This window comes from Sphingomonas sp. (genome assembly GCF_035758555.1).
GTDB lineage: Bacteria > Pseudomonadota > Alphaproteobacteria > Sphingomonadales > Sphingomonadaceae > Sphingomonas_B.
Genome location: NZ_DASTXI010000108.1, coordinates 1 through 22,865, shown reverse-complemented (window position 1 = coordinate 22,865; position 22,865 = coordinate 1). Strand labels below are relative to the sequence as shown.

Below are 22,865 nucleotides of genomic sequence, written 5' to 3'. Positions count from 1 at the left end.
AGCGCGGGGATGGGGCGATCGTCATCATCTCGTCGGTCGGGGGCCTGCGCGGCACGGCGGTGCTGGGCGCCTATGGCATTTCCAAGGCCGCCGACATGCAGCTCGCCCGCAACCTCGCGCACGAATTCGGGCCCGACAATGTCCGCGTGAACTGCATCGCCCCGGGGTTGATCAAGACCGATTTCGCCCGGGCGCTGTGGGAGAATCCGGAAACGCTGAAGCGCTCGACCCAAGGCGCGCCGCTCAGGCGGATCGGCGAGCCGGACGAGATCGCCGGCGCCGCCGTGTTCCTCGCATCGCCCGCCGGCTCCTTCGTGACCGGACAGACGATCGTCATCGACGGAGGGCAGACGATATGAGGCTGGCCGGCAAGGTCGCGATCATCACCGGCGCGGGCTCCGGCATCGGCCGCGCCACCGCCCGCCGCTTCGCCACAGAGGGGGCGAAGCTGGTGATCGGCGACAAGAGCGAGGGGGTTCACGGGACGGCCGACATGATCGGCGGCGACAGCGTCATCGCGATGCAGATGGATGCGGGCTCCGAAGCCGATGTGCAGCAACTCGTCGCGACCGCGGTCGACCGCTTCGGCGGGCTCGATGTCGCCTATGCCAATGCCGGCATTTCGGGCGGGCTGACCGGCATTTTCGATCACAGCGTCGAGGAGTGGCAAACGATCCTGCAGGTGAACCTGATCGGGCCATTCCTGATGATCAAGCACGCGGCGCCGAGGATGATCGAGCGCGGCAAAGGCTCGATCATCTGCACCGCCAGCGTCGCCGGCATCCGTTCCGGCGCCGGCTGCCCGGCCTATTCGGCATCGAAGGCCGGCGTGATCAACCTGGTCATGACTGCCGCGCAGCAGCTTTCGGCGACCAATGTCCGCGTCAACGCGATCTGCCCGGGCCTGATCCAGACCGGCATGACCCAGCGCGCGTTCGACTATGCGGCGGAAAAAGGCGTCACCGACAAGATCGGCCGCCTGAACCCTTTGCGCCGCGCCGGCCAGCCCGAGGAGATCGCCAACATGGCGCTGTTCCTCGCTTCCGACGAGGCGAGCTATGTCAACGGCCAGGCCATCGCCGTCGATGGCGGCCTGTCCAGTTCCCATCCCGTCACCCGTCAGGAGACGGGCAAGACGGCGGCGTAACCTTCATCCGTTCGTGTCGAGCGAAGTCGAGACACGCTTTTCGACTTCGCTCGAAGCGAACGGAGACTTTGATGCTCAGGAGAGAAGAATGACCAGCCCCATCACAACGCAAGTCCGCGACGGCATCCTGATCGTCACCTCGAACAACCCGCCGGTGAATGCCCTCGGCGCGGCGGTGCGGCAGGGGCTTGCCGCCGCGATCGACCAGCTTGAGGGCGACCCTGAGCTTAAGGCGGCGGTGATCCGCTGCGAAGGACGGACCTTTTTCGCCGGCGCCGACATCACGGAGTTCGGCAAGCCGCCGGTCGAGCCGATGCTGCCGGCGGTGGTCGACAAGATCGAAGCTTCGACCAAACCGGTGGTCGCCGCGATCCACGGCACCGCGCTTGGCGGCGGTCTCGAAGTCGCGCTCGGCTGCCACTACCGCGTTGCCGTGCCCTCGGCGAAGCTGGGTGTGCCGGAAGTGAAGCTCGGCCTGCTCCCCGGCGCCGGCGGCACTCAGCGCCTGCCGCGCGTCGCCGGCATCGAAGCGGCGGCGGAGATGTGTGCGACCGGCACGCCCGTCGGCGCGAAGAAGGCCGCCGAAGTCGGGCTCGTCGACAAGATCGCCGGCGAGGACTCGCTGCTCGACGACGCGCTTGCCTTCGCGAAGAGCATGATCGGCACCGAGCCGCGCCGCTCGCGCGAAATGCCGGTGCATGGCGACCCCGCCTTCATCCAGCAATTCGCGACCGACAATGCTAAGAAGTTCCGCGGCTTCGACGCCCCGGCCGCGAACCTGCGCTGCGTCCAGGCGGCGGTCGAGCTGCCGTTCGACCAGGGCATCGCCTTCGAGCGGCAGGAATTCATGAAGCTGATGTTCGGCACCCAGTCGGCCGCGCAGCGCCACATCTTCTTCGCCGAGCGCCAGGCGGCGAAGATCGACGGAATCCCCGAGGATATTCAGCTCCGCGCCGTGAAGAAGGTCGGCGTGATCGGCGCCGGCACGATGGGCGGCGGCATATCGATGAACTTCCTTCAGGCCGGAATTCCCGTGACCATCGTCGAGGCGGCGCAGGAAAATCTCGATCGCGGCACGGCCACGATCCGCAAGAATTACGACGCCTCCGCCGCCAAGGGCCGGTTCAAGCCCGAGCAGGTCGAAGCGTTCATGGGCGCGCTCACGCCCACGCTCGACCTTGAGCAGCTCGCCGATTGCGACCTGATCATCGAGGCGATCTTCGAGAATATGGACGTGAAGAAGGAGATGTTCGCCCGGCTCGACAAGGTCGCGAAGCCCGGCGCGATCCTCGCCTCCAACACCTCCTATCTCGACATCAACGAGATCGCCGCGTCGACGAGCCGCCCGCAGGACGTGCTCGGCATGCACTTCTTCTCGCCGGCCAATGTGATGAAGCTGCTGGAGGTGGTGCGGGGCGACAAGACCGCGCCCGACGTGCTGGCGACGGTGATGGCGCTCGCGAAGAAAATCGGCAAGGTCGCCGTCATCGCCGGGGTCTGCGACGGCTTCATCGGCAACCGGATGCTGAAGCCGCGCCAGGTCGAGGCGATGAAGCTGCTGATGGAAGGCGCGACGCCCGCGCAGATCGATAAGGTCCATGTCGATTTCGGCATGCCGATGGGGCCGTTCCAGATGTCGGACCTCGCCGGCGTCGATATCGGCTGGCATCGCGACCCCGCCAGAATCGAGAATGTCCGCGACGCGCTCTGCGCCAGGGGCCGCTGGGGCCAGAAGACCGGCAAGGGCTTCTACGACTATGACGAGAAGCGCCGGCCGTCGCCCAGCGCCGAAGTGCAGGCGATCCTCGACGAGTTCGCCGCCAAGTCCGGCACTGCCAAGCGCGAGATCAGCGATGAGGAGATCGTCGAGCGCACGCTCTATCCGATGGTCAACGAAGGCGCGCTGATCCTGGAGGAAGGCGTGGCCCAGCGCGCGTCGGATATCGATGTGGTGTGGATCTACGGCTATGGCTGGCCCGTCTATCGGGGCGGCCCGATGTTCTGGGCGGACACCGAGGGCAACGACAAGATTGTCGCGGGCCTCGAGAAGCACGGCTTCAAGGTCGCGAAGCTGCTGAAGGGCAAGGCGGAGAAGAAGGAGCGGTTCACGCGGCCTGTGTAGTTTCCGTCACCCCGGCCTTGAGCCGGGGTCCCGCTTTGCTGCGAAAGAAGTAAGAAGCGGGATGCCGGATCGAGTCCGGCATGACGAGGTTCTGTAAACATGACCGACACCCGCACCGAAACCGACAGCATCGGCCCGATCGACGTCCCGGCCTCCGCCTATTGGGGCGCGCAGACGCAGCGGTCGATCGAGAATTTCCCGTTCGGGCCGACCGAGCGGATGCCGATCGGGATCGTCCATGCGCTCGCGATCGTGAAGCAGGCGGCGGCGCGGGTGAACCGGCGGCACGGGCTGCCGGCCGAGATCGCCGATGCGATCGAGGCGGCGGCGGCGGACGTCGTGGCGGGCAAGTTCGACGATCAGTTCCCGCTGGTTATCTGGCAGACCGGCTCCGGCACCCAATCGAACATGAACGTGAACGAAGTGATCGCCGGCATCGCCAACGATCGGCTGGCGGGCACGCGCGGCGGCAAGGCGCCGGTGCACCCGAACGACCACGTCAACAAGTCGCAATCGTCGAACGACAGCTTCCCGACCGCGATGCATGTGGCGGCGGCGCTGGCGGCGCAGCGGCAGCTGATCCCCGCGCTGGAGCGGCTGGAAGCGGCGCTGCTCGCCAAGGCGAAGGCCTGGCACGACATCGTCAAGATCGGCCGCACGCATCTTCAGGATGCGACTCCGATGACGCTGGGGCAGGAATTCTCCGGCTATTACGCGCAAGTGCGGCTCGCGCGGACACGGCTCGTCCCGCTGATCGAGCATGGCCTCAGCAAGCTTGCGCAGGGCGGCACCGCGGTCGGGACCGGCCTCAACGCGCCGCCTGGCTTCGACACGGAGATTGCGGCCGAGATCGCGGCGATCACCGGCTTCCCGTTCGAGACGGCGCCGAACAAATTCGAAGCGCTGGCGAGCAACGATACGCTGGTCGATTTCTCGGGCCGGCTGAACACGCTGGCCGTCGCGCTCACCAAGATCGCGAACGATCTGCGGCTGTTGGGCTCCGGCCCGCGCTCCGGCCTCGGCGAGCTCGAGCTGCCGGCGAACGAGCCCGGCAGCTCGATCATGCCGGGCAAGGTAAACCCCACCCCGGCCGAGATGCTGACGATGGTCGCCGCGCAGGTGATCGGCAATCACACCGCCATCAGCGTCGGCGGGATGCAGGGGCATCTGGAGCTGAACGTCTTCAAACCGATGATCGCCGCCGCCGTGCTGCGCTCGATCCATCTGCTCAGCGTCGGCATGGAAAGCTTTGCCGAGCGGATGGTCGAAGGCACCGAGCCCAACCGCGAGCGCATCGCCGAGCTGGTGGACCGGTCGCTGATGTTGGTGACGGCGCTGGCGCCCGAGATCGGCTACGACAATGCCGCGAAGATCGCCAAGCACGCGCATGCGAAGGGCCTGACGCTGAAGGAAGCGGGGCTGGAGCTCGGGCTGATCGATGCGGAGACGTTCGACCGCGTGGTGCGGCCGGAAACAATGGTGGGAGAAGCCCGCAGCTAATCCCGCTCATCCCGAGCGAAGTCGAGGGGCGCTTCTCGGAGCTTGCGCCCTTCGACTGTGCGCTGCGCGCTCCGCTCAGGACGAGCGATCCTTACCGCCCGTCCGCCAGCTCCAGCAGGGCGCGGCCATAGGCGGTTTTCTCGAACAGCCGCCCGCGTTCGCGCAAGGCGTCCACGCTGATCCAGCCATTGTGGAACGCGATTTCCTCAAGGCTCGCGATCTGGACGCCCTGGCGCTTCTGAAGCGTGCGGACGAACTCCGACGCCTCCAAGAGGCTGTCGTGCGTGCCCGTATCCAGCCAGGCGAAGCCGCGGCCCATCTGTTCGACGTAGAGCTCGCCCGCGTCCATGTACATGCGGTTGAGGTCGGTGATTTCGAGCTCGCCGCGCGCGGAGGGCTTCACCTGGGCGGCGAAGTCGGTGACGCGCTCGTCGTAGAAATAAAGACCGGTGACGGCCCAGCTCGATTTCGGCGCCTTCGGCTTCTCCTCAATGCTGATCGCGCGGCCTTCGCCGTCCAGCTCGACCACGCCGTAAGCGGTCGGGTCCTCGACATGATAGGCGAACACGGTCGCGCCCTTTGTACGAGCACGCGCGCTCTGCATCAGCCCGCCGAGCCCGGCGCCGAAGAAGATGTTGTCGCCCAGCACCAGCGCGCCGGGGCCGCCGGCAAGGAAGTCGCGGCCGATCACGAAGGCTTGGGCAAGGCCTTCGGGTCGGGGTTGGACGGCATAGTCGATCGCCAGCCCGAATTGCTCCCCGCTGCCGAACAGGCGCCGGTAGTTATCGAGATATTCGGGACTGGAGATGATCAGTATCTCCCGGATCCCCGCCATCATCAGCGCTGAGGTCGGGTAATAGATCATCGGCTTATCGTAGACCGGCAGCAGCTGCTTGTTGATCGCCAGCGTCGCCGGATGCAGCCGCGTGCCGGAGCCGCCGGCCAGGATGATGCCCTTCACTCAAGCCCCCATAAGTGTGTCGACAACCTCGCCGACCGCATCCTGCCACGGCCGCGGCCGGATGCCGAATGTGCGTTGCAGCTTGTCGGTCGCAAGCCGCGAATTGGCCGGGCGTCTGGCCGGCGTCGGATATTGGTCGGTCGTGATCGGCTCGACCGCGACGTCCATGCCGGCACGATCGAACACGAAGCGGGCCAGCTCGCACCAGCTCGCCTCGCCGGCGTTGACGAAGTGCCAGGTGCCGGCCGGCCCTTCCTCTGTTGCGATCGTCAGCAGCGCCTCGGCGATGTCGGTCGCGGAGGTCGGGCAGCCGCGCTGGTCGTCGACGACGCGCAAGCTGGCCCGTTCCGCGCCGAGGCGCAGCATCGTCTTCACGAAATTATGCCCCCACGGGCTCACAACCCATGCGGTCCGCAGGATGACATGATCGGGGTTGCCGGCCCGCACGCCGCGCTCGCCCGCTTCCTTCGATGCGCCGTAAACGCCCAGCGGCGCGACCGGATCGTCCTCCGTGTAGAAGCGGGATTTCGAGCCGTCGAACACATAGTCGGTCGATACGTGCAGCAGCCGGATGCCGCGCCCCGCCGTCGCGGTCGCCAGCAGCTCGGGCGCAACAGCGTTCACCGCATGAGCAGCATCCGGCTCGCTCTCCGCCTTGTCCACCGCGGTATAGGCGGCGCAGTTGACGACCGCGTGCCAGTCGCGCCGCGCGACCGCGGCTTCGATCGAGGCGGGGCTCGCCAGATCGAGCATCTCGCGACCCGGTGCGACGATCTCGATCCCGAACCTCGGCCCGAGCTGCCGCAGCGCGGTGCCGACCTGGCCGGTGCCGCCGGTGACGAGGATCGGCCTCAAGCGGTCTTCAGCCCCAGCCGTTCGCCCGAATAGGTGCGGGCGAGGATCGGCCGCCACCAGGCCTCGTTGTCCAGATACCAGCGGATCGTCGTGTCGATGCCGGTCTCGAAGCTCTCCTGCGGCTTCCAGCCCAGCTCCCGCTCAAGCTTCGACGCGTCGATCGCGTAGCGGAAATCATGGCCCGGCCGGTCGGCGACGAAGCTGACCTGGTCGCGATAGCTCTTCCCGTCAGCGCGCGGGCGGATGCGGTCCAGCGTGTCGCAGATCGTCTCGACCACCGCCAGGTTGGTCCGTTCCGACCGGCCGCCGACCATATAGCTTTCGCCGGGCGTGCCCTTCTCGAACACCGTCGTCAGCGCGCGCACATGATCGTCGACAAACAGCCAGTCGCGGACGTTCGCGCCCTTGCCGTAGACCGGCAGCGCCTCGCCCGACAGGCATTTGATGATCATCAGCGGGATCAGCTTTTCGGGGAAATGGTACGGCCCGTAATTGTTCGAGCAGTTGGTGATCAGCACCGGCAGTCCGTAAGTGTGGTGCCAGGCGCTGACGAGGTGGTCCGATCCGGCTTTGGACGCGGAATAGGGCGAGCGCGGATCGTAGGGCGTCGCTTCGGTGAAATGGCCGTCGTCGCCCAGCGCGCCGAACACTTCGTCGGTCGAGATATGATGGAAGCGGAAGCGCTCCTGCTCCGCATCCGCCAGGCCGCGCCAATAATCGAGCGCGGCGGAAAGCATCGTGAAGGTGCCGACCAGGTTGGTCTCGATGAACGCCGCCGGCCCGTCGATCGAGCGATCGACATGGCTTTCGGCGGCGAGATGCGTGATCACTTCCGGCCGGAACTCGGCGATCAGCGCGGCGATCCTCTCGCGATCGCAAATATCGGCCTTGGCAAACCGATAGCGATTGCTGTTCGCGACAGGAGCCAGCGACGAGAGATTGCCCGCATAGGTGAGGGCGTCGACGTTCAGCACCTCGTGATCGCTGTTCGCGACCAGGTGGCGGACCAGCGCCGAGCCGATAAAGCCGGCGCCGCCGGTGACGAGAATACGAGACATCAGGCGTCCACTAGTTCGAGCGGGCGGCCGTCATAGCCGAAAGGGCTGACGAAATCCTTGAGAGCCGGAAGCGCCGCGTCCTTGCCGGACAGTTCGGGCGCGGCGCCCGGGAGCGGCCAGGCAATGGCAAGGTCCGGATCGTTCCACGCGATGCCGCCGTCGCAGTCGGGTGCGTAGAAGGCATCGACCTTGTAGGCGACCTCGGTGCCGGGCTCGAGCGTCAGGAATCCGTGCCCGAATCCGGCCGGAATATAGAGCTGCTCGCCCCTGGCCGCAGTCAGCTCGGCCGCGACCCACTTGCCGTAGGTCGGGGAGCCGGCGCGCAGGTCGACCGCCACATCCCAGATCCGGCCTTTCAGGCAGCGAACCAGCTTCGCCTGGGCGTGCGGCGGCGTCTGGAAATGGATGCCCCGCAGCGTGCCCGCAGGGCGCGACAGCGACTGGTTGTCCTGCACGAAATCCGCATCGACGCCGGCCGCGCGGAAACGGTCGCGCTGCCACGTCTCGCTGAACCAGCCGCGCGGGTCCTCGAAGCGCCTGGGAATGATACGAATGATCGGCATCAGTGCGCCGCCTAAGCCACGACAGCATCAAGTCAAGCTGGCTGCCCGGGATGAACGCCCCGCTTCAAACTCGGCCTCAGTCGAAAAGACGTGCGGGAGCAAACCGCGTTTGACGTAAGCGGCCCTGCAGGACGGGGCCAGTATCGCAAGGTCGATCCACGGGTGCAGCCGGAACTCCACCGTAATTCTACGGATGAGCCTTTCCCCCAGACCTTAAACCTTGCCCGCGAAGACCTGCGGCCGGCCCGGCGATGTTCGGGACCATTCATGAGCAAGGCCGATGCATCGGCCGGTCGCAAGGAAGGGACGCCATCATGCTTGCCGTCAAACTGAAATCGCTGTTCGGAGTGGCCGAAGAGGCCGAGGATTGGGAGGACCGGCGCGTCGAGCCGCGCAACAAGGTCCTGCTGAAGGGGGACGCCTTTCCTGTCGAGGGATATGCCGCACTGGTCGTCACCAACATCTCCCGGACCGGCCTTTCGGGCGAAACCGACGCGCCGCTGGAAGTGGACGAGCCGCTGCTGTTCAGCGTAGCCGGCAACAGCTTCCACATCGGCACCGTGCGCTGGGTCAAGGGCCGCCGCTTCGGCCTCGACATGGACGATGCGCTCGGCATCCTCGGCTATGCGAACGAAGTCGACACCGGCTTCCTGCCCACGCACCGGCCGCGGGCGCAGCGTCACGATGTCGAGCTGAACGGCCGCGTCGCGATCGCGCCGCGCATGGTCCGGGTCACGATCCGGGATATCTCGCAATCGGGGCTGTGCATCGATACCGGCGTTCCGCTGATCGAGCGGCAGCAGGTTATCGTGCGGCTTCGCGACCGCCCGCTGATCCTCGCCTCCGTGCAGTGGACGGGCGGCGGCCGGGTCGGCGTCAGGACCGCCGAGCGAATGGAAACGCTGCGCCTGGTCTATGCCTACGAGTGACGCTAGCCCGACCAGGCGTCGCGCCACAGCGAAGGGAACGCCGCTTTCAGCGCGGTCAGCTTCGGTGCGTCGTTGATCCGGATATAGGGGTGGTTCGGGTTCCGGCGCATGAAATTCTGGTGATAGGCCTCGGCCGGATAGAAGCCGCCATGCTCGATCCGGGTGACGATCGGCCGCGGCCAGGCCTTTGTCGCGGAAAGCTGGGCCAGGTAGGCACGGGCCACCCGCTCCTGCTCCGCGCCGATCGGGAAGATCGCCGATCGGTAGCTGGGGCCGGAATCGGGACCCTGGCGATTCAATTGCGTCGGGTCGTGCGCGACCGAGAAATAGACGCGCAGCAACGTGCCGTAGCTGATCTGGGACGGATCGAACTGAATCCGCACCGCCTCGGCATGGCCGGTGCGCTCGGTTGAAACGGCGTCGTAGTTGGCGGTCTTCGCGTCGCCGCCGGCAAAACCCGAAGTGACGTTCTTCACGCCCTTCAGATGCTCGAACACGCCTTCCATGCCCCAGAAGCAGCCGCCCGCCAGCACCGCGGTCCGCAAGCCCTTGGACGGAGCAGTCGTCACCTTCGGCGCCGGCACGGCCACCGCACGGGCGCTTCGCGCGATCGAGGCGCCGCCGATCGCCCAGGCAATCACGGTCAGCGCCGCGATCGTCAGGACCGAGGAGCGCGCCCGCATCGCCGTCACGCCTGATAGATCGCTTCGATCTTCGCCTTCAGCGTGTCCGTACGGTCGGACGGGCTGAGCGCCACCAGCGCGACTGCGCCCAGCAGAAAGCCGCCGACGAAATTGCGGAACAGGTCGGATCGGATCATCGCACGCATCGTTTTCGTCCCATCTTGCCGTTTCTGTGACGGCACGCTCGCTTCAATTACGTAAGCGTTAGCCAGATGGATGCTGCATTGTCTGTGAACAGGGTCACAGGCGAGATTTGGACGATCAAAATATCGGTTGGAGCGATCAAGCGCCCTTATCGAAGCGCCGCACACGCCTCCTGGATGCGCGCACATGCCTCGCGGAGCAGGACGTCCGAGGTCGCGTAGCTGATCCGGAAGGCCGGCGATAGGCCGAACGCCGCGCCGGCGACCGCGGCGACTCGCGCCTGGTCGAGAAAATAGCCGATCAGGTCGTCGTCCGACTCGATGCGCCGGCCTTGGGCGCTGGTCTTGCCGATGCAGCCGCTTGCGTCCGGATAGACGTAGAACGCGCCCTCGGGCGTGGGGCAGACGAGACCCGGCGCCTCGTTCAGCATCGACACGACCAGATTGCGGCGCTTCCGGAACGCCTCCTGACGCTCGGCCAGGAAATCCTGTGGACCGTTGAGCGCCGCCGCCGCCGCTGCCTGGGCCACCGAACAGGGATTCGACGTCGATTGCGACTGCAGTTTCGCCATCGCCTTGATCAGCCAGGCCGGCCCGCCGGCATAGCCGATCCGCCAGCCGGTCATCGCATAGGCCTTGGAGCAGCCATTCTCGGTCAGGATGCGGTCCTTCAGGTCCGGGCACACCTGCGCCATCGTCGCGAACGGGAAGTCGGCGTAGAAGATGTGCTCGTACATGTCGTCGCTGAGCAGCATCACATGCTCGTGGCGGCGCAGCACTTCGCCCAGCCCCTTCAGCTCCTCGGCCGAATAGGCGGCGCCGCTGGGGTTCGACGGTGAGTTCAGCAATACCCAGCGCGTGCGCGACGTGATTGCCGCATCCAGCTGCTCGGGCGTGATCTTGTACGCCTGGTCGGCGCCCGCCGGCACGATCACCGGCGTCGCGCCGGAATAGGCGACGATGTCCGGATAGCTGACCCAATAAGGCGCCGGGATCACGACTTCGTCGCCCGCCTCGCAGGTGGCGACGATCGCGTTGAAGATCACATGCTTGCCGCCGACGCCGACGATGATCTCGCTGGCCTGGTAATCGAGCCCGTTCTCGCGCGCGAATTTCTGCCGGATCGCTTCCTTCAGCTCGGGCGTGCCGCCGACATCGGTATATTTGGTTTTGCCCGCGCGGATCGCCTCGATCGCCGCGTCCTTGACGAAATCGGGCGTGTCGAAGTCCGGCTCGCCGGCCGACAGGCCGATCACGTCGACGCCCTGCCGCTTCAGCTCACCCACGCGCGCTGTCATCGCCAGCGTCTGCGAGGGATGAATGCGGTCAAGCGCGGCGGACAGGCGAGGCATCGGGTTCCCCTTGGCAAGAGCAGGGGCGGCTATAGCCGACGCAGGCGCGCTCGCAACAGGCCACGGACCGCATTGCCAATGCAGAATCCGTGCGCCAGGTCTTCGGGACGCAGATCGGCTTCGATCGCGCGGCCTTGTTCCAGCAATTCGGCGCGCAGGATGCCGGGCAACAGCCCGCGCGACAGCGGCGGCGTCAGCAGCGTGCCGTCGCGCTCGACGAATATGCTGGTGAAGCTGCCTTCGGTCAGGAACCCCGCCGGGTCGGTGAAGATCACCTCGAAGCAGCCGGCCTTGCCCCGCGCATCGTCGTAGAAGGCGCGATCGGTCGTCTTGTGCATCAGGCGGAAGTCGTCGGATTCAACCGGGCGCGGCGCGATCGCGACCTCGACCGGCTCCGCAGTCTCGCCCAGTCGCCGCACTTCGATCGCGTAATTGCCGTTCCGCGATGCGAGCAGCCGGATTCGGCCGGGCTCGCGAAGCCTGAAGGTCGCGGCCTGCAGTTCGTTGCGCGCGGCATGGCGGTCGAAGCTGAAGCCGAGCGCGTGGGCGCTCGCCTTCATTCGCGCCATATGGGCATCCAGATACAGCAGGCCCTGATGGGGATCGAATGCCATCGTTTCGATCAGGTCGAACGGCCTTTCCGAACCCACAAAGGCTCCCTTCGCCAGACATTCGCGCCATTCGGCATCGGGGTCCGAATCTGCAACGATCCCTGATCCCAGTCCCAGAGTGGCGCGGGTGCACCCCGGCTTCAAGTGCAGGGTACGGATCGCAACGTTAAAGCAGGCCTCTCCATCGGGGTTAATCTGGCCGATCGCGCCGGTGTAGAGGCCGCGCGGCGCCGTTTCGGTCTCGGCGATGATCTCCATCGCGCGAAGCTTCGGCGCGCCGGTGATCGATCCGCACGGGAACAGCGCCTTCAGCACGTCGACCGCGTCGCGTCCGGGGGCGAGCCGGGCAGTGACGGTCGAGACCATCTGCTGGACCGTCGGATAGCGCTCGACCGTGAACAGCTCCGGCACTTCGACGCTGCCGGGCATTGCGACCCGCGACAAGTCGTTCCGCAGCAGGTCGACGATCATCAGATTCTCGGCGCGCTGCTTGGGATCGGAGCGGAGGCGCTCCGGGTCCGCATCCGGCGCGGCCGTGCCTTTCATCGGTCTGGTCGTCACGACACCGTCCTTCATCGTGAAGAACAGCTCCGGCGACAGCGACAGGAACCAGTCCTCGCCGGTCCGGACCAGCGCGCCATGGCGGGCGCAGGCGCGTCGCCGCAGCCCGGCAAAAATGGCGCGCGGATCGCCCGCAACGGAAACCTCGGTCGGGAAGGTCAGGTTCGCCTGATAGATGTCGCCGGCGACGATCGCGTCCTGCACGCGCGCCAGCCGGCGGAGATAATCGTCGCGTGCGACCAGCGGCCGCGGCTCGCCCGCCCAGCCGCCGGCCGGATCGGGAAGCCAGGTTTCGGCGTCGACCTCTTCGAACCGGTCGAACAGCCCGAACCAGAGCAACGGCGGGTCCGGCTGCCGGAACAGAGGCGTCAGCCGCGGCTCCAGCGCGTATCCCGCCTCATAGGCCAGGAACCCGGCGGCGTGCCGGCGCTCGCCTCGCAGCCGTTCGAGCGCGGGCGCGACGTCCTCCGGCCGGTCGGCGCGGACGATCGCCTCCGGATTGCGGAACAGCCGCGCGGGCGCGCCCGATCGCGCGCCGTCGATAAGAACGAAAGGGCCCACGCCCGGCCAGAAGCCGAGGCGCGGGCCCTTATCAACCCCTCGCGCGAGGGGCGGGAACTCAATAGGTCCCGGTCACGCCGTAATAATCGTTGATCTGCCGGCCGTAATCGCGGTCATACGACGGCTCCTCGCCGGCGCGGTAGCTGGGGCCGCCCTGCAGCCGGTCCTTCGACACGTTGACGACATAGCCGCCCTTGCCGGTGTCGTAAGTCAGCGAGTTCCACGGCAGCGGGTGATAGCTCTCGCCCATCCCGAACAGCCCGCCGAAGCCGAGCACGGCGTACTCGACCTGGCCCGACCGCTTGTCGACCATGAAGTTGTAGACGTGGCCCAGCTTGTCGCCCTCCGATCCGTAGACGGCGGTGCCCTCGACCTTGTTCGATGCGATCAGGCGATCGGTCTCATCGGTTGCGATCGCGTTGTCCATGGTGTCCTGATAGTCGCTCATAGGTCTCTCCTTGGTTTTACAGGAGAGAGAACGAGCCGCGGCGCATCCGGTTCTCCGGCTTGTCGAACGGTTCGGCGCACGCCATGTCCGCTCCATGGCCAATCCACCGCTCAAGGCGGCGATCGTTCCCGTGACGCCGCTGCAGCAGAACTGCACGCTTCTGTGGTGCACCGAGACCAACAAGGGTGCGTTCGTCGATCCCGGCGGCGACCTGCCGCGGCTGAAAGCCGCCGCTCGGCAGGCCGGCGTCGAGATCGAGAAGATCCTGCTGACGCACGGTCATATCGACCATTGCGGCCAGGCCGGGATGCTGGCCGAGGAGCTGGGCGTGCCGATCGAAGGCCCGCACGAAGCCGACCGCTTCTGGATCGCGCGGCTGGAGGATGACGGACGCAATTACGGCATTCAGGGGAAAGTCTTCGAAAGCGACCGCTGGCTGATCGACGGCGACCAGGTGACGGTTGGCAACCTGACTTTTGATGTCCGCCATTGCCCAGGCCACACACCCGGTCACGTGGTCTTCCACCATCCGGAGTCGAAGCTGGCGATCGTCGGCGACGTGCTGTTCCAAGGTTCGATCGGGCGCACCGACTTCCCGATGGGCAATCACGCCGACCTGATCGACGCGATCACGACGCGGCTATGGCCGATGGGCGACGACACTGCCTTCGTGCCGGGGCACGGACCGATGTCGACCTTCGGGCACGAGCGGAAGACGAACCCGTTCGTGGGGGACCGGGTGCTGGCGGCTTAGAGTCAGGCCGAAAGGGTCCGCTCGTCCCGAGCGAAGTCGAGGGGCGCGGGAACAGACTCGGAGCAGCGCCCCTCGACTGCGCTCGGGACGAGCGAGTTTGGTGCGTTCAATCTCGCTCGCCCCGCCCACTTCTCCCGGATCGTTTCGCTGGTTTCGCGGCTGCCGTCATGGCTCCAGCCCGGCGGGCCGAAGGCGTAGCCGAGCTTGGCGCGCCACGGCGCCGACCACAGGTCCTTGGCTATGCCGATCCATTCATGGAACGCCGCCCACAATATGTTGAACCGGCCGAGATTCTTGACCAGCCCGTAGCGCGGGCGATCCGCGTCCAGCTCCGGCGTGAAGCTGCCGAACATCCGGTCCCAGACGATGAAAACGCCGGCATAATTCTTGTCCAGATAGCGCGGGTTGGTCGCGTGGTGGACGCGGTGATGCGACGGCGTGTTCATCACCGCCTCGAACCAGCGCGGGCAGCGGCCGATCACTTCTGTGTGAATCCAGAATTGGTAGATCAGGTTCAGCCCGGCGCAGAAGAACACCATCGCCGGCGGAAAGCCGATCAGGAACAAAGGCAGGCGGAACAGGAAGGCCATGCTGAAGAAGCCGGTCCAGGTCTGCCTGAGCGCGGTCGACAGATTATAGTGCTGGCTGGAGTGGTGGATGACGTGGCTCGCCCAGAACCAGCGCACGCGGTGGGCCGAGCGGTGGAAGACGTAGTAAGCGAGGTCGTCGAGGAGGAAGCAGAGCGGCCACGCCCACCAGGCATAGGGGACGTCGAACAGCCGGAAATCCGACACGCGCAGAGCCATCGCATAGACCGCGCCGCCCTCCAGCGCCCCCACGATCGACGATCCGAAGCCGAGCATCAGCGATGTCAGCGTATCCTTCGGGCAATAGCGCCGCCGATCTTTGACCCGTACGATCAGCATCTCGATCAGCACGAGCGCGATGAAGCCGGGGACGGCGTAGTCGACGGGGCTGGGAAGGTCGCTCACGACAGCAGAATACCCGCTCGTCCCGAGCGAAGTCGAGGGGCGTTGCCACAGCGTTCGGGCGTGCGCCCCTCGACTTCGCTCGGGACGAGCGGGCCTATGTCGCGACGAAGTTGGCGCCGTGGCGCTTGAGATGGAGACTGGTTCCATCGGCGCCGGTCACCACTGCGCTCTGTCGATCCTCGGTCAGCACCGCGGATACAGCGACGAACCCCGGCCGCTCGGCCTCCGCGATCGCCATTGCATCTTCCTCGCTCGCCAGCTCAGCGCCGCCGAGTCCAAGCAGTTTGGCGGCGAGCGCGAGCCCCAGCACGCCGGCGAGCGATCCGGCGAGCAGCGCCCAATTCATGACGCCGCCAGCGCGTCCAGCATCGGGCGGATTGGGCGCAGGTCGTAGCCGGCGCCCGCCGCCTTCTCGATCAGCGCCGCCGGAGGATCGCCCATCTTCGCCCGCGCGAGCGCCCACAGATAGGCCGAGCGCGTGCCGGACTTGCAATAGGCGAGCACCGGACCGTCCGCGTTCTCCAGCGCCGCCACCATCGCGTCGACCTGGGCGTGGCTGAAGCCGGCGTGGGTGACCGGGATTGCGGCGTAGGCGAGGCCCGCGGATGCGGCCGCTTGGGCGACCGTCGCGCCATCGGGCTGACCGGGCTCCTCGTCGTCGGGGCGGTTGTTGACCACTTGCCGGACGCCGAGCGCGGCGGCTTCGGCTAGATCGCCGGGGCCGATCTGCGGGGAGACGAGGATGGTGTCGTCGATCTTTCTGAACACGCCTCACCTTATCCGTTCGTGTCGAGCGAAGTCGAGACACGGCTTCTCGACTTCGCTCGAAGCGAACGGGGGTCAGAATTGGCGGAGCACGTTCAAAAACGCATCGCCATAAGTTTCGAGCTTCCGCATTCCCACGCCGGTGATTCGCGCCAGCGCCTCGCGGGACTGCGGTCGGGCCGCGGCCATCTCGCGCAGTGTCGAATCGTGGAACACGACATAGGGCGCCACGCCCGCTTCCTCGGCCAGTTCGCGGCGGCAGGCGCGCAAGCTGTCGAACAGCGGATCGCCGACCGGATTTGGCGCGGAATCGCGGCGGCGCCTGCGTTCGCGTTTCGGCGGGACGATCAGGGAGACCGGCTCCTCGCCCTTCAGGATCGCGCGCGCGGCGGGGCCGAACTCCAGTCCGCCATGCGGATTGGTGCGCAGCGCATCGCGGAGCTGCAGCGCGCGGCCGACCGGCTTCAGCAGCGCGGCTTCCTCCTTGTCGACGATGTTCCAGACCGACAGCGCCTCGTGCCCGTTCATCAGGCTGCGTTCCGATGACTGGCCGGTCAGCACGCTTTCGACATAACCGGCCCCGAACATCTGGCCGGTGCGGAACACTGCGGACAGATATTTGCGCGCCAGCTCGGTCGCATCCACGCCTTGCGGCGGATTGAGGCAATTGTCGCAATTGCCGCAGCTTTCGGGCGGGTGCTCGCCGAAATAGCGGAGCAGCAGCGCACGGCGGCAGCTCGGCGTCTCGACCAGACCGCCCAGCGCCGTCAAACGTGCGCGTTCGCCGGGCAGACGGACCTCGTCGACTTCGCCGAGCCGCTGCCGCGCCTTCGCGAAATCGTCGGCGCCCCAGAACATATGCGCGACCGCCGGCTCGCCGTCGCGCCCGGCGCGGCCGGTTTCCTGATAATAGGCCTCGATCGACTTGGGGAGCCCGGCATGGGCGACGAAGCGCACGTCCGGCTTGTCGATGCCCATGCCGAACGCGACGGTCGCGACCATCACCATTTCCTCGGACGCAACGAACGCGGCCTGGTTGGCGGCCCGGACCGCCGGCTCCAGCCCCGCATGATAGGCGCGCACGGGGCGCCCGGTCGCGGCGATCTGCGCGGCGAGCTTCTCGGTCCCGGCCCGCGACTGGACATAGACGATGCCCGGCCCCGGCTGCTCGCGCAGCAGGTCGGCGATCTGCTGGGTCGTGTTCTGGCGCGGGCTGATGGCATAGCGGATGTTCGGCCGGTCGAAGCCGGCGACGATCAGCCCGTCCGTCGGAATGCCGAGCTGCACCAGAATGTCGTCGCGCGTGTGCGCATCCGCCGTAGCAGTCAGCGCCAGCCGCGGCACGTCCGGGAACGCGTCGAGCAGCGGCCGCAGCAGCCGGTAATCGGGGCGGAAATCATGCCCCCATTCGGAAACGCAATGCGCTTCGTCGATCGCGAACAGCGCGACTTTGGCGCGGGACAGCAATTCGCGGAAATGGCCGGCCGAGGCACGCTCTGGCGCGACGTACAGCAGGTCGAGATGCCCGCTCTTGAACCGCTCGATCGTCTCGGCGCGATTGTCGTCGGCGGAGGTCAGCGTCGCCGCGCGGATGCCGACCGCAGTCGCGGCGCGGAGCTGGTCATGCATCAGCGCGATCAGCGGCGAGATGACGATGCAGGTGCCGTCCAGCGCCACCGCCGGCAGCTGGTAGCAGAGCGACTTGCCCGCCCCCGTCGGCATCACCGCCAGCGTGCGCTGCCCCGCCATCACGCGGTCGACCACCGCGCGCTGAACGCCGCGGAAGCCGTTGAAGCCGAACGTGGAGTGAAGAAGATCGAGAACGTCGGGCATGGAAGCGGCGGAGGCCATCAGCGCAGATAACCGGCCCGCTTCAGGAATGCACGTAGCGCTTCCGGGTAGGTCGGATAGACGATCTGCTGCGCCTTTGGGCACTCGCCAGGCCGCGCGGCCACACGGCAGCCGGTCGGCCAGTCCCATTTCGCCTTGCGATCATAGGATCTGAGAACGACCGGCCACGCCCAGCGGAACTGCCCCAGCCGCGCCGCGGCGGCGGCATAGGCCGCGCAGGCGCCGTTCGGAGAGGAGTCAGGCGCCGGCGATACGCAGCCGCGCCTTGCCTTCGGCAGATATTCGGCAAACAGGAAACGGAAGGCGGGCTCTGCCGACACGTCGACCGGCTTGCCGTTGCGGATGTTCATCACCTGCGGCGGCGCGAAGCTCTCGGCATAGCTGGTGAACGCATAAAGGAAGTGGTTATCGACGAAGCGGAAATCGGCCGTGCCGTCGCCCGACAGGTCCTTCGGGAAACCGGGCATGCCGCCGTTCCATTGGCCTAAATCGACTGTCCGGAAGCCGGTCGCGGTCGGCTGGACCGCGATCACATGCTCGCAGCAATGGGCGCCGCCGGTATAGGCGGAAATCACCACCGACGCATATTGCCCGCGCGCCAGCGAGCCGATGCCGATCTGGTGCGGCGAGGGGACGCTGGTCTCGCCCTTCAGTGTCAACGGCTTCTTGCCGGGCGCCGAGACCGTGATGCGCGGATAAGTAAACTCGCCGTCCTGCACCGGCGTCAGCGACACCGTGACGCCGAACGCGCGATAGCTCTGCGCGCCCTTGTCGGCGGTCCACTGGATGAAGGTGGAAGGGGCGATCGGCTGCGCGGCAGCGACGGCGAACGAGAGGGCAAGAAACACGCGCCGATCCTAACGCCCCGCATTCATGCGGCAAGGCCGAGCGCTTCGGCGACCAGCTCGTAGCTCCGCACTCGCGGCGCATGTTCGGGCAGGATGTTGACCAGCATCATCTCGTCGGCTCCGTACAGGGCGGCGACCGCTTTGACGTCCTCCGCCACCTCCGTGCCCGTGCCGAGCAAAGTACGCCGCCGGGCGGGCGGGAGCGGGTTGGCGGCAAGCCAGGCGTCGGCCTCGGCGACGCTCGGTACCGGGATCAGGCTGCCGCGGATCAGATGCGCGAACATCATCCGCGCCGGCGCCGCGAGGCGCTCGGCCTCTGCCCGGTCGGCAGCGGCAATCGCCCAGACCGCGACCATCAGCTGTGGCTCGGGGCAGCGCGCGGACGGGGTGAAGTGCTGGCGATAGAGATCGGCCAGCGGCAGTGCGTCGGAGTTGATGAAATCCGCGATGCAATAGGGCAGGCCCATCTGCCCGGCCCATACGGCGCTGTCGGGCGAGCTGCCGAGCATCCACACGTCCGGGCTGCCGTCCGCGCCCGAGGGCATCGTTGCCTCCAGCGGCTTGAACAGATGATCGTCCGGCAGCGTGGTTTCCAGATAGCCGAGCAGTTCAGCGACCTGCTCCGGGAAGTCGCCGGGCGGAATCCGCTTAGAACGGTCGCGCTGGAGCGCATAGGCGGTGCGCTGGTCGCTGCCCGGCGCACGGCCGAGCCCCAGGTCGATCCGCCCCGGTGCAATCGCGCCCAGTAGACGGAATGTCTCGGCAACTTTGAACGGGGAATAATGCGGCAGCATGATCCCGCCCGAGCCGACCCGGATGCGCTGCGTCGCGAGCGCGACCGGCCCGATCAGCGCTTCAGGCGAAACGCCGGCGAGCGCGGGCGAGGCGTGGTGCTCCGCCAGCCAATAGCGATGATAGCCGAGCCGCTCGGCGGCCCGGGCCAGATCGATCGTGTTGCGGACGGCGTCGGCAGCGGTGCCGCCGGCGGGGATCGGGGATTGGTCGAGGACGGAAAGGCGCACGCCTTTCAGATAGGTGCGGCGCGGCGATGCGCAAAGCGCAGCAACAGCCACCCAGCCAGTGCCGACAGCAGCGAGCCGCACAAAATCCCGATCTTCGCCTCGTCCACTAGTGACCGCCGGCCGTCGAACGCGAGGCCACTGATGAACAGGCTCATCGTGAAGCCGATGCCGCACAGCATCGCGACGCCGTAGATCTGCGCCCAGCTCGCGCCCGCCGGCTTGTGCGCCCAGCCAAGCCGCACGCAAGCCCAGACCGCGCCGAACACGCCCAATTGCTTGCCGAGGAATAATCCGGCGATGATGGCGAGCGGCAGGGGTGCGGCCAGCGGCGAATGGCCGAAGGCCACGCCGGCATTCATAAAGCCGAACAGCGGCACGATCGCATAAGCGACGTAAGGATGCAGTCCATGCTCCAGCCGGTGGAGCGGCGAGTCCTTCGCATCCGGCGTGCCGGGGGTCGGTTTGATCGGGATCGTCAGTGCCGCGAGCACGCCGGCGATCGTCGCGTGCACGCCGGACAGCAGCACCAGATACCAGAGCGCGAGGAAGGCGAGTCCGTAAGGCCAGAGCCGCTTCACGCCGATGCGGTTCATCGCGACCATGACCGCCAGCACGACTGCTGCGCAGGCCAGCGCAGCGAGGTTCAACGCCTCGGTGTAGACGGCGGCGATGATCGCCACCGCGCCCATGTCGTCGACGATCGCGACGGTCGTCAGGAACAGCTTCAGCGAGCTGGGCGCGCGCTTGCCGAGCAGGGCCAGCACGCCGATCGCAAAGGCGATGTCTGTAGCGGCCGGGATTGCCCAGCCGTGCGACAGGCCCGGCGTGCCGCGCGTGATGCCGAGATAGATCAGCGCCGGCGCGGCCATGCCGGCCGCGGCCGCAACGATCGGCAGCCGCCGGTCGGCAGGGCGCGCGAGCTGCCCGTCCATCACCTCGCGTTTGATCTCCAGACCGACGAGCAGGAAGAAAAGCGCCATCAGCGCGTCGTTGACCCAGAGATGGACCGTCATCGGCCCCAGCTTCGGGCTCAGCACCGGCCCGATCCGCGCATGCACGAAATGCGTATAGGCGTCGCGCGTCGCCGGCAGGTTCGCCGCGATCAGCGCCAGCACTGCCGCTGCGATCAACAGGATGCCGCCAGACGCCTCACTTTCGAGAAAGTCACGCAGGGCGGAGCGAGGGCCACGACGGATCATTAAACCCGACTGGCCGCAATCCAGAGCTGGTTCAACGTTTATCCAAAATACCCCGTTCGCTTCGAGCGCAGTCGAGAAGCGCCCGCGCCGGAGCTGTCGTTTCTCGACTTCGCTCGAAATGAACGGATATTCCTTACCTCGCCGATGCTTTCATCGCCCGCGCCCAGAGCCGCTGGACGGCCACCTGATGGATGCCGGGCACGCTCGCCAGCACGCCGAACGCTTCCGCCCTGGTCGAGTTGAAGCGGATCGGGCGGCCGAGCGCGTCGGTGACCATAGCGCCGGCTTCCTGCGCGATCAGCACGGCGGCGGCGATATCCCACTCTCGCCCCCAGCGGAGCGTCGCGACCAGGTCGACTTCGCCCGCCGCCAGCATCGCGATGCGCAGCGCGATCGAGTTGGGCCGCGGCACGCCGATCAGGTCGGCATCGGTCTTGGGCAAAGTGTCGGCAGGCACCCGCGCGCCGGGCAACTCGTCGCGGTCATGGATGCGCAGGCGTTTGCCGTTCAGCCACGCACCCTTGCCGGCTTCGGCACGCCATTGCTGGCCGCGCGCCGGCGCGTCCAGCACGCCCAGCAGCACCCGCCCGCCCTCGACCAAAGCGACCGAGACTGCCCAGCCGGTGCGGCCGCGGATGAAATCGCGCGTGCCGTCGATCGGGTCGACCACCCAGGTGCGTGCGCCGAGCAGCCGTTCGGCACTGTCCGCCGTCTCTTCGGACAGCCAGCCCGCATCGGGATCGAGCGCTTGCAGCCGCTCGCGCAGCAATGCGTCCGCCTCAAGATCCACTTCGCAGACCGGGTGTCCGGGCGTCTTCTCCCAGCGCTTGAACTCGCCCTGCCAGCGCCACCGCGCCATCGCGCCGACTTCGGCCGCGACTTCGCCGACCTGCTGGAGGAGCATCTTAGTCACCGGCGACCGTCATTCCTTCGACCAGCAGAGTGGGCGTGTTGACCGCATAGCGGAACTCAAGGTCGTCGGCGGCGGAAAGGTTCCGGAACATGTCCTTCAGGTTGCCGGCGATGGTGACCTCGGCGACCGGGTGCGACAGCTGTCCGTCCTCGATCAGGAAGCCGCCCGCGCCACGGCTATAGTCGCCGGTCACGCCGTTCACCCCTTGCCCGATCAACTCGGTCACATACAGGCCGCGCCTGATGCCGCCGATCAGCGCGTCGCGCGAGACGGAACCCGGCGCGACATGAACGTTGCTCGCCGATACGCCGGGCGGGCCGCCGACGCCGCGGGCGGCATGGCCGGTGGGCTGAAGCCCGAGCTGACGCGCCGACGCACTGTCGAGCATCCAGCCGGTCAGCACGCCGGCGTCGATCAGGTTACGGGCGCCGGTCGGCAGCCCCTCGCCATCGAATGGGCGCGAGCGCAGGCCGCGCGGGCGATGCGGATCGTCGACGATCGTGATGCCGTCGCCAAATACCGGCTGGCCCAGCGCGTCGAGCAGGAAGCTTGTCCGCCGCGCAATGCCGGGCCCCGCGATCGCGCCCAGCAAATGACCGACATGAGTACCGCCCACGCGGGGATCGAACACGACCGGCATCGGCCCGCTCGGCACCTTGCGCGCGCCGAGCCGGGCAACCGCGCGTTCGCCGGCGAGCCTGCCGATCGCTTCCGCACTGTCGAGCGCGTCCAAGTGCCGCACCCAATGCCAGGCGCCGTCGCGCTGTTTCTGCCCGTCGCGTTCGGCGAGCATGCTGGCGCTGATCGAATGAGCGCTGGCGCCGTAGCCGCCGGCAAAGCCGTGGCTGGTCGCGAGCGCGATCCGGCTGCGACCGGCGCTGGCGCTTGCCCCTTCGCTGTTGCTGATGCCCGGAACCGCACGCGCCGCTTCCTCGGCGGCAAGCGCCCGCGCTTTCAGCGCGGCGGGATCGGGCTCGGACACATCGTCGAGGTCCAGATCGGGTGCCGGACCGCGCAGCAGCCGGTC

The 22,865-nt window shown here is 67.2% G+C and carries 24 protein-coding genes; 6 read left to right on the top strand and 18 right to left on the bottom strand.

The window, feature by feature from the left end; translation table 11 throughout:
* From VFT73_RS06645 to fumC, 4 genes are all read left to right on the top strand, one after another.
* On the top strand, positions 1-359 hold a 359-nt coding region (locus tag VFT73_RS06645; RefSeq protein WP_326409392.1), incomplete at its 5' end, for an SDR family oxidoreductase.
* Positions 356-1,147 (top strand): SDR family NAD(P)-dependent oxidoreductase, encoded by a 792-nt coding sequence (locus VFT73_RS06640; RefSeq protein ID WP_326409390.1) that lies wholly within the window; start codon positions 356-358, stop codon positions 1,145-1,147. The genes VFT73_RS06645 and VFT73_RS06640, both read left to right, overlap by 4 nt.
* Before the next feature lie 88 nt (positions 1,148-1,235).
* Entirely contained in the window at positions 1,236-3,269 is a 2,034-nt protein-coding gene (locus tag VFT73_RS06635) for a 3-hydroxyacyl-CoA dehydrogenase NAD-binding domain-containing protein (protein WP_326409389.1), read from the top strand.
* 99 nt (positions 3,270-3,368) lie between these two features.
* Complete coding sequence (gene fumC, locus VFT73_RS06630; RefSeq protein ID WP_326409388.1) at positions 3,369-4,769, top strand: class II fumarate hydratase; 1,401 nt, start codon at positions 3,369-3,371, stop codon at positions 4,767-4,769.
* Between the two features lie 91 nt (positions 4,770-4,860).
* On the opposite strand, the gene rfbA is transcribed toward fumC, so the two are convergent.
* The 4 genes from rfbA to rfbC are packed head-to-tail and all read right to left on the bottom strand — an operon-like array spanning position 4,861 to position 8,206.
* Positions 4,861-5,730 carry a glucose-1-phosphate thymidylyltransferase RfbA gene (rfbA, locus tag VFT73_RS06625; RefSeq protein ID WP_326409386.1) on the bottom strand — a complete coding sequence of 290 codons (870 nt, stop codon included), beginning with the start codon at positions 5,728-5,730 and terminating at the stop codon, positions 4,861-4,863.
* Entirely contained in the window at positions 5,731-6,585 is an 855-nt protein-coding gene (gene rfbD / locus VFT73_RS06620) for a dTDP-4-dehydrorhamnose reductase (RefSeq protein ID WP_326409385.1), read from the bottom strand.
* Entirely contained in the window at positions 6,582-7,643 is a 1,062-nt protein-coding gene (rfbB, locus tag VFT73_RS06615) for a dTDP-glucose 4,6-dehydratase (protein ID WP_326409383.1), read from the bottom strand. The genes rfbD and rfbB overlap by 4 nt, the downstream gene beginning before the upstream one ends.
* Positions 7,643-8,206, bottom strand: a complete 564-nt coding sequence (gene rfbC, locus VFT73_RS06610; RefSeq protein ID WP_326409382.1) for a dTDP-4-dehydrorhamnose 3,5-epimerase — start codon at positions 8,204-8,206, stop codon at positions 7,643-7,645. Before rfbC ends, rfbB begins: the two co-directional genes overlap by 1 nt.
* Before the next feature lie 314 nt (positions 8,207-8,520).
* Here rfbC and VFT73_RS06605 point away from each other — a divergent pair, with 314 nt between their 5' ends.
* On the top strand, positions 8,521-9,135 hold the full coding sequence (locus VFT73_RS06605; protein ID WP_326409381.1) for a hypothetical protein: 615 nt from the start codon (positions 8,521-8,523) through the stop codon (positions 9,133-9,135).
* Positions 9,136-9,137: 2 nt separating this feature from the next.
* Here VFT73_RS06605 and msrA read toward each other — a convergent pair whose 3' ends face one another.
* The 5 genes from msrA to VFT73_RS06580 form a co-directional block, all read right to left on the bottom strand.
* Positions 9,138-9,818, bottom strand: a complete 681-nt coding sequence (gene msrA, locus VFT73_RS06600; RefSeq protein ID WP_326409379.1) for a peptide-methionine (S)-S-oxide reductase MsrA — start codon at positions 9,816-9,818, stop codon at positions 9,138-9,140.
* A 5-nt stretch (positions 9,819-9,823) separates the two neighbouring features.
* Positions 9,824-9,955: a hypothetical protein gene (locus VFT73_RS06595; RefSeq protein ID WP_326409378.1), complete on the bottom strand. Its 132-nt coding sequence runs from the start codon at positions 9,953-9,955 to the stop codon at positions 9,824-9,826.
* Positions 9,956-10,110: 155 nt separating this feature from the next.
* Positions 10,111-11,313, bottom strand: coding sequence for a pyridoxal phosphate-dependent aminotransferase (locus VFT73_RS06590; protein WP_326409377.1), 1,203 nt, complete (start codon positions 11,311-11,313; stop codon positions 10,111-10,113).
* A 29-nt stretch (positions 11,314-11,342) separates the two neighbouring features.
* Positions 11,343-13,046 carry an aminodeoxychorismate synthase component I gene (gene pabB, locus VFT73_RS06585; RefSeq protein WP_326409376.1) on the bottom strand — a complete coding sequence of 568 codons (1,704 nt, stop codon included), beginning with the start codon at positions 13,044-13,046 and terminating at the stop codon, positions 11,343-11,345.
* A gap of 58 nt (positions 13,047-13,104) precedes the next feature.
* Positions 13,105-13,494 (bottom strand): PRC-barrel domain-containing protein, encoded by a 390-nt coding sequence (locus VFT73_RS06580; protein ID WP_326409375.1) that lies wholly within the window; start codon positions 13,492-13,494, stop codon positions 13,105-13,107.
* A gap of 94 nt (positions 13,495-13,588) precedes the next feature.
* Between VFT73_RS06580 and VFT73_RS06575 the strand changes: the two genes are divergently transcribed.
* On the top strand, positions 13,589-14,248 hold the full coding sequence (locus tag VFT73_RS06575; RefSeq protein WP_326409374.1) for an MBL fold metallo-hydrolase: 660 nt from the start codon (positions 13,589-13,591) through the stop codon (positions 14,246-14,248).
* A 2-nt stretch (positions 14,249-14,250) separates the two neighbouring features.
* On the opposite strand, the gene VFT73_RS06570 is transcribed toward VFT73_RS06575, so the two are convergent.
* The 9 genes from VFT73_RS06570 to VFT73_RS06530 form a co-directional block, all read right to left on the bottom strand.
* Positions 14,251-15,240, bottom strand: a complete 990-nt coding sequence (locus tag VFT73_RS06570) for a sterol desaturase family protein (protein ID WP_326409373.1) — start codon at positions 15,238-15,240, stop codon at positions 14,251-14,253.
* 94 nt (positions 15,241-15,334) lie between these two features.
* Entirely contained in the window at positions 15,335-15,586 is a 252-nt protein-coding gene (locus VFT73_RS06565; protein WP_326409372.1) for a hypothetical protein, read from the bottom strand.
* Positions 15,583-16,008 carry a TIGR01244 family sulfur transferase gene (locus tag VFT73_RS06560; protein WP_326409371.1) on the bottom strand — a complete coding sequence of 142 codons (426 nt, stop codon included), beginning with the start codon at positions 16,006-16,008 and terminating at the stop codon, positions 15,583-15,585. Before VFT73_RS06560 ends, VFT73_RS06565 begins: the two co-directional genes overlap by 4 nt.
* Before the next feature lie 72 nt (positions 16,009-16,080).
* A complete protein-coding gene (gene recQ, locus VFT73_RS06555) occupies positions 16,081-17,838 on the bottom strand; it encodes a DNA helicase RecQ (RefSeq protein WP_326409370.1) in 1,758 nt (585 codons plus the stop codon).
* A 17-nt stretch (positions 17,839-17,855) separates the two neighbouring features.
* Positions 17,856-18,704 (bottom strand): hypothetical protein, encoded by an 849-nt coding sequence (locus VFT73_RS06550; RefSeq protein ID WP_326409369.1) that lies wholly within the window; start codon positions 18,702-18,704, stop codon positions 17,856-17,858.
* Positions 18,705-18,727: 23 nt separating this feature from the next.
* The gene (locus VFT73_RS06545) at positions 18,728-19,726 is read right to left on the bottom strand and encodes an LLM class flavin-dependent oxidoreductase (protein ID WP_326409368.1); all 999 of its coding nucleotides are present in this window, start codon (positions 19,724-19,726) and stop codon (positions 18,728-18,730) included.
* A gap of 5 nt (positions 19,727-19,731) precedes the next feature.
* Positions 19,732-20,925 carry a Na+/H+ antiporter NhaA gene (nhaA, locus tag VFT73_RS06540; protein WP_326409366.1) on the bottom strand — a complete coding sequence of 398 codons (1,194 nt, stop codon included), beginning with the start codon at positions 20,923-20,925 and terminating at the stop codon, positions 19,732-19,734.
* 133 nt (positions 20,926-21,058) lie between these two features.
* Entirely contained in the window at positions 21,059-21,829 is a 771-nt protein-coding gene (locus VFT73_RS06535) for a 3'(2'),5'-bisphosphate nucleotidase CysQ (protein WP_326409393.1), read from the bottom strand.
* Between the two features lies 1 nt (position 21,830).
* The coding region (locus tag VFT73_RS06530) for a TldD/PmbA family protein (RefSeq protein ID WP_326409365.1) at positions 21,831-22,865 on the bottom strand (1,035 nt) is incomplete at its 5' end.

What these genes read in the sequence shown, in the direction of transcription:
- VFT73_RS06535 (WP_326409393.1), bottom strand. Translation starts at nt 21,829, where the DNA reads ATGCTCCTCCAGCAGGTCGGCGAAGTCGCGGCCGAAGTCGGCGCGATG.
- VFT73_RS06565 (WP_326409372.1), bottom strand. Translation starts at nt 15,586, where the DNA reads ATGAATTGGGCGCTGCTCGCCGGATCGCTCGCCGGCGTGCTGGGGCTC.
- VFT73_RS06590 (WP_326409377.1), bottom strand. Translation starts at nt 11,313, where the DNA reads ATGCCTCGCCTGTCCGCCGCGCTTGACCGCATTCATCCCTCGCAGACG.
- VFT73_RS06595 (WP_326409378.1), bottom strand. Translation starts at nt 9,955, where the DNA reads ATGATCCGATCCGACCTGTTCCGCAATTTCGTCGGCGGCTTTCTGCTG.
- rfbC (WP_326409382.1), bottom strand. Translation starts at nt 8,206, where the DNA reads ATGCCGATCATTCGTATCATTCCCAGGCGCTTCGAGGACCCGCGCGGC.
- VFT73_RS06580 (WP_326409375.1), bottom strand. Translation starts at nt 13,494, where the DNA reads ATGAGCGACTATCAGGACACCATGGACAACGCGATCGCAACCGATGAG.
- rfbB (WP_326409383.1), bottom strand. Translation starts at nt 7,643, where the DNA reads ATGTCTCGTATTCTCGTCACCGGCGGCGCCGGCTTTATCGGCTCGGCG.
- VFT73_RS06575 (WP_326409374.1), top strand. Translation starts at nt 13,589, where the DNA reads ATGGCCAATCCACCGCTCAAGGCGGCGATCGTTCCCGTGACGCCGCTG.
- recQ (WP_326409370.1), bottom strand. Translation starts at nt 17,838, where the DNA reads ATGCCCGACGTTCTCGATCTTCTTCACTCCACGTTCGGCTTCAACGGC.
- VFT73_RS06635 (WP_326409389.1), top strand. Translation starts at nt 1,236, where the DNA reads ATGACCAGCCCCATCACAACGCAAGTCCGCGACGGCATCCTGATCGTC.
- nhaA (WP_326409366.1), bottom strand. Translation starts at nt 20,925, where the DNA reads ATGATCCGTCGTGGCCCTCGCTCCGCCCTGCGTGACTTTCTCGAAAGT.
- msrA (WP_326409379.1), bottom strand. Translation starts at nt 9,818, where the DNA reads ATGCGGGCGCGCTCCTCGGTCCTGACGATCGCGGCGCTGACCGTGATT.
- fumC (WP_326409388.1), top strand. Translation starts at nt 3,369, where the DNA reads ATGACCGACACCCGCACCGAAACCGACAGCATCGGCCCGATCGACGTC.
- VFT73_RS06640 (WP_326409390.1), top strand. Translation starts at nt 356, where the DNA reads ATGAGGCTGGCCGGCAAGGTCGCGATCATCACCGGCGCGGGCTCCGGC.
- VFT73_RS06605 (WP_326409381.1), top strand. Translation starts at nt 8,521, where the DNA reads ATGCTTGCCGTCAAACTGAAATCGCTGTTCGGAGTGGCCGAAGAGGCC.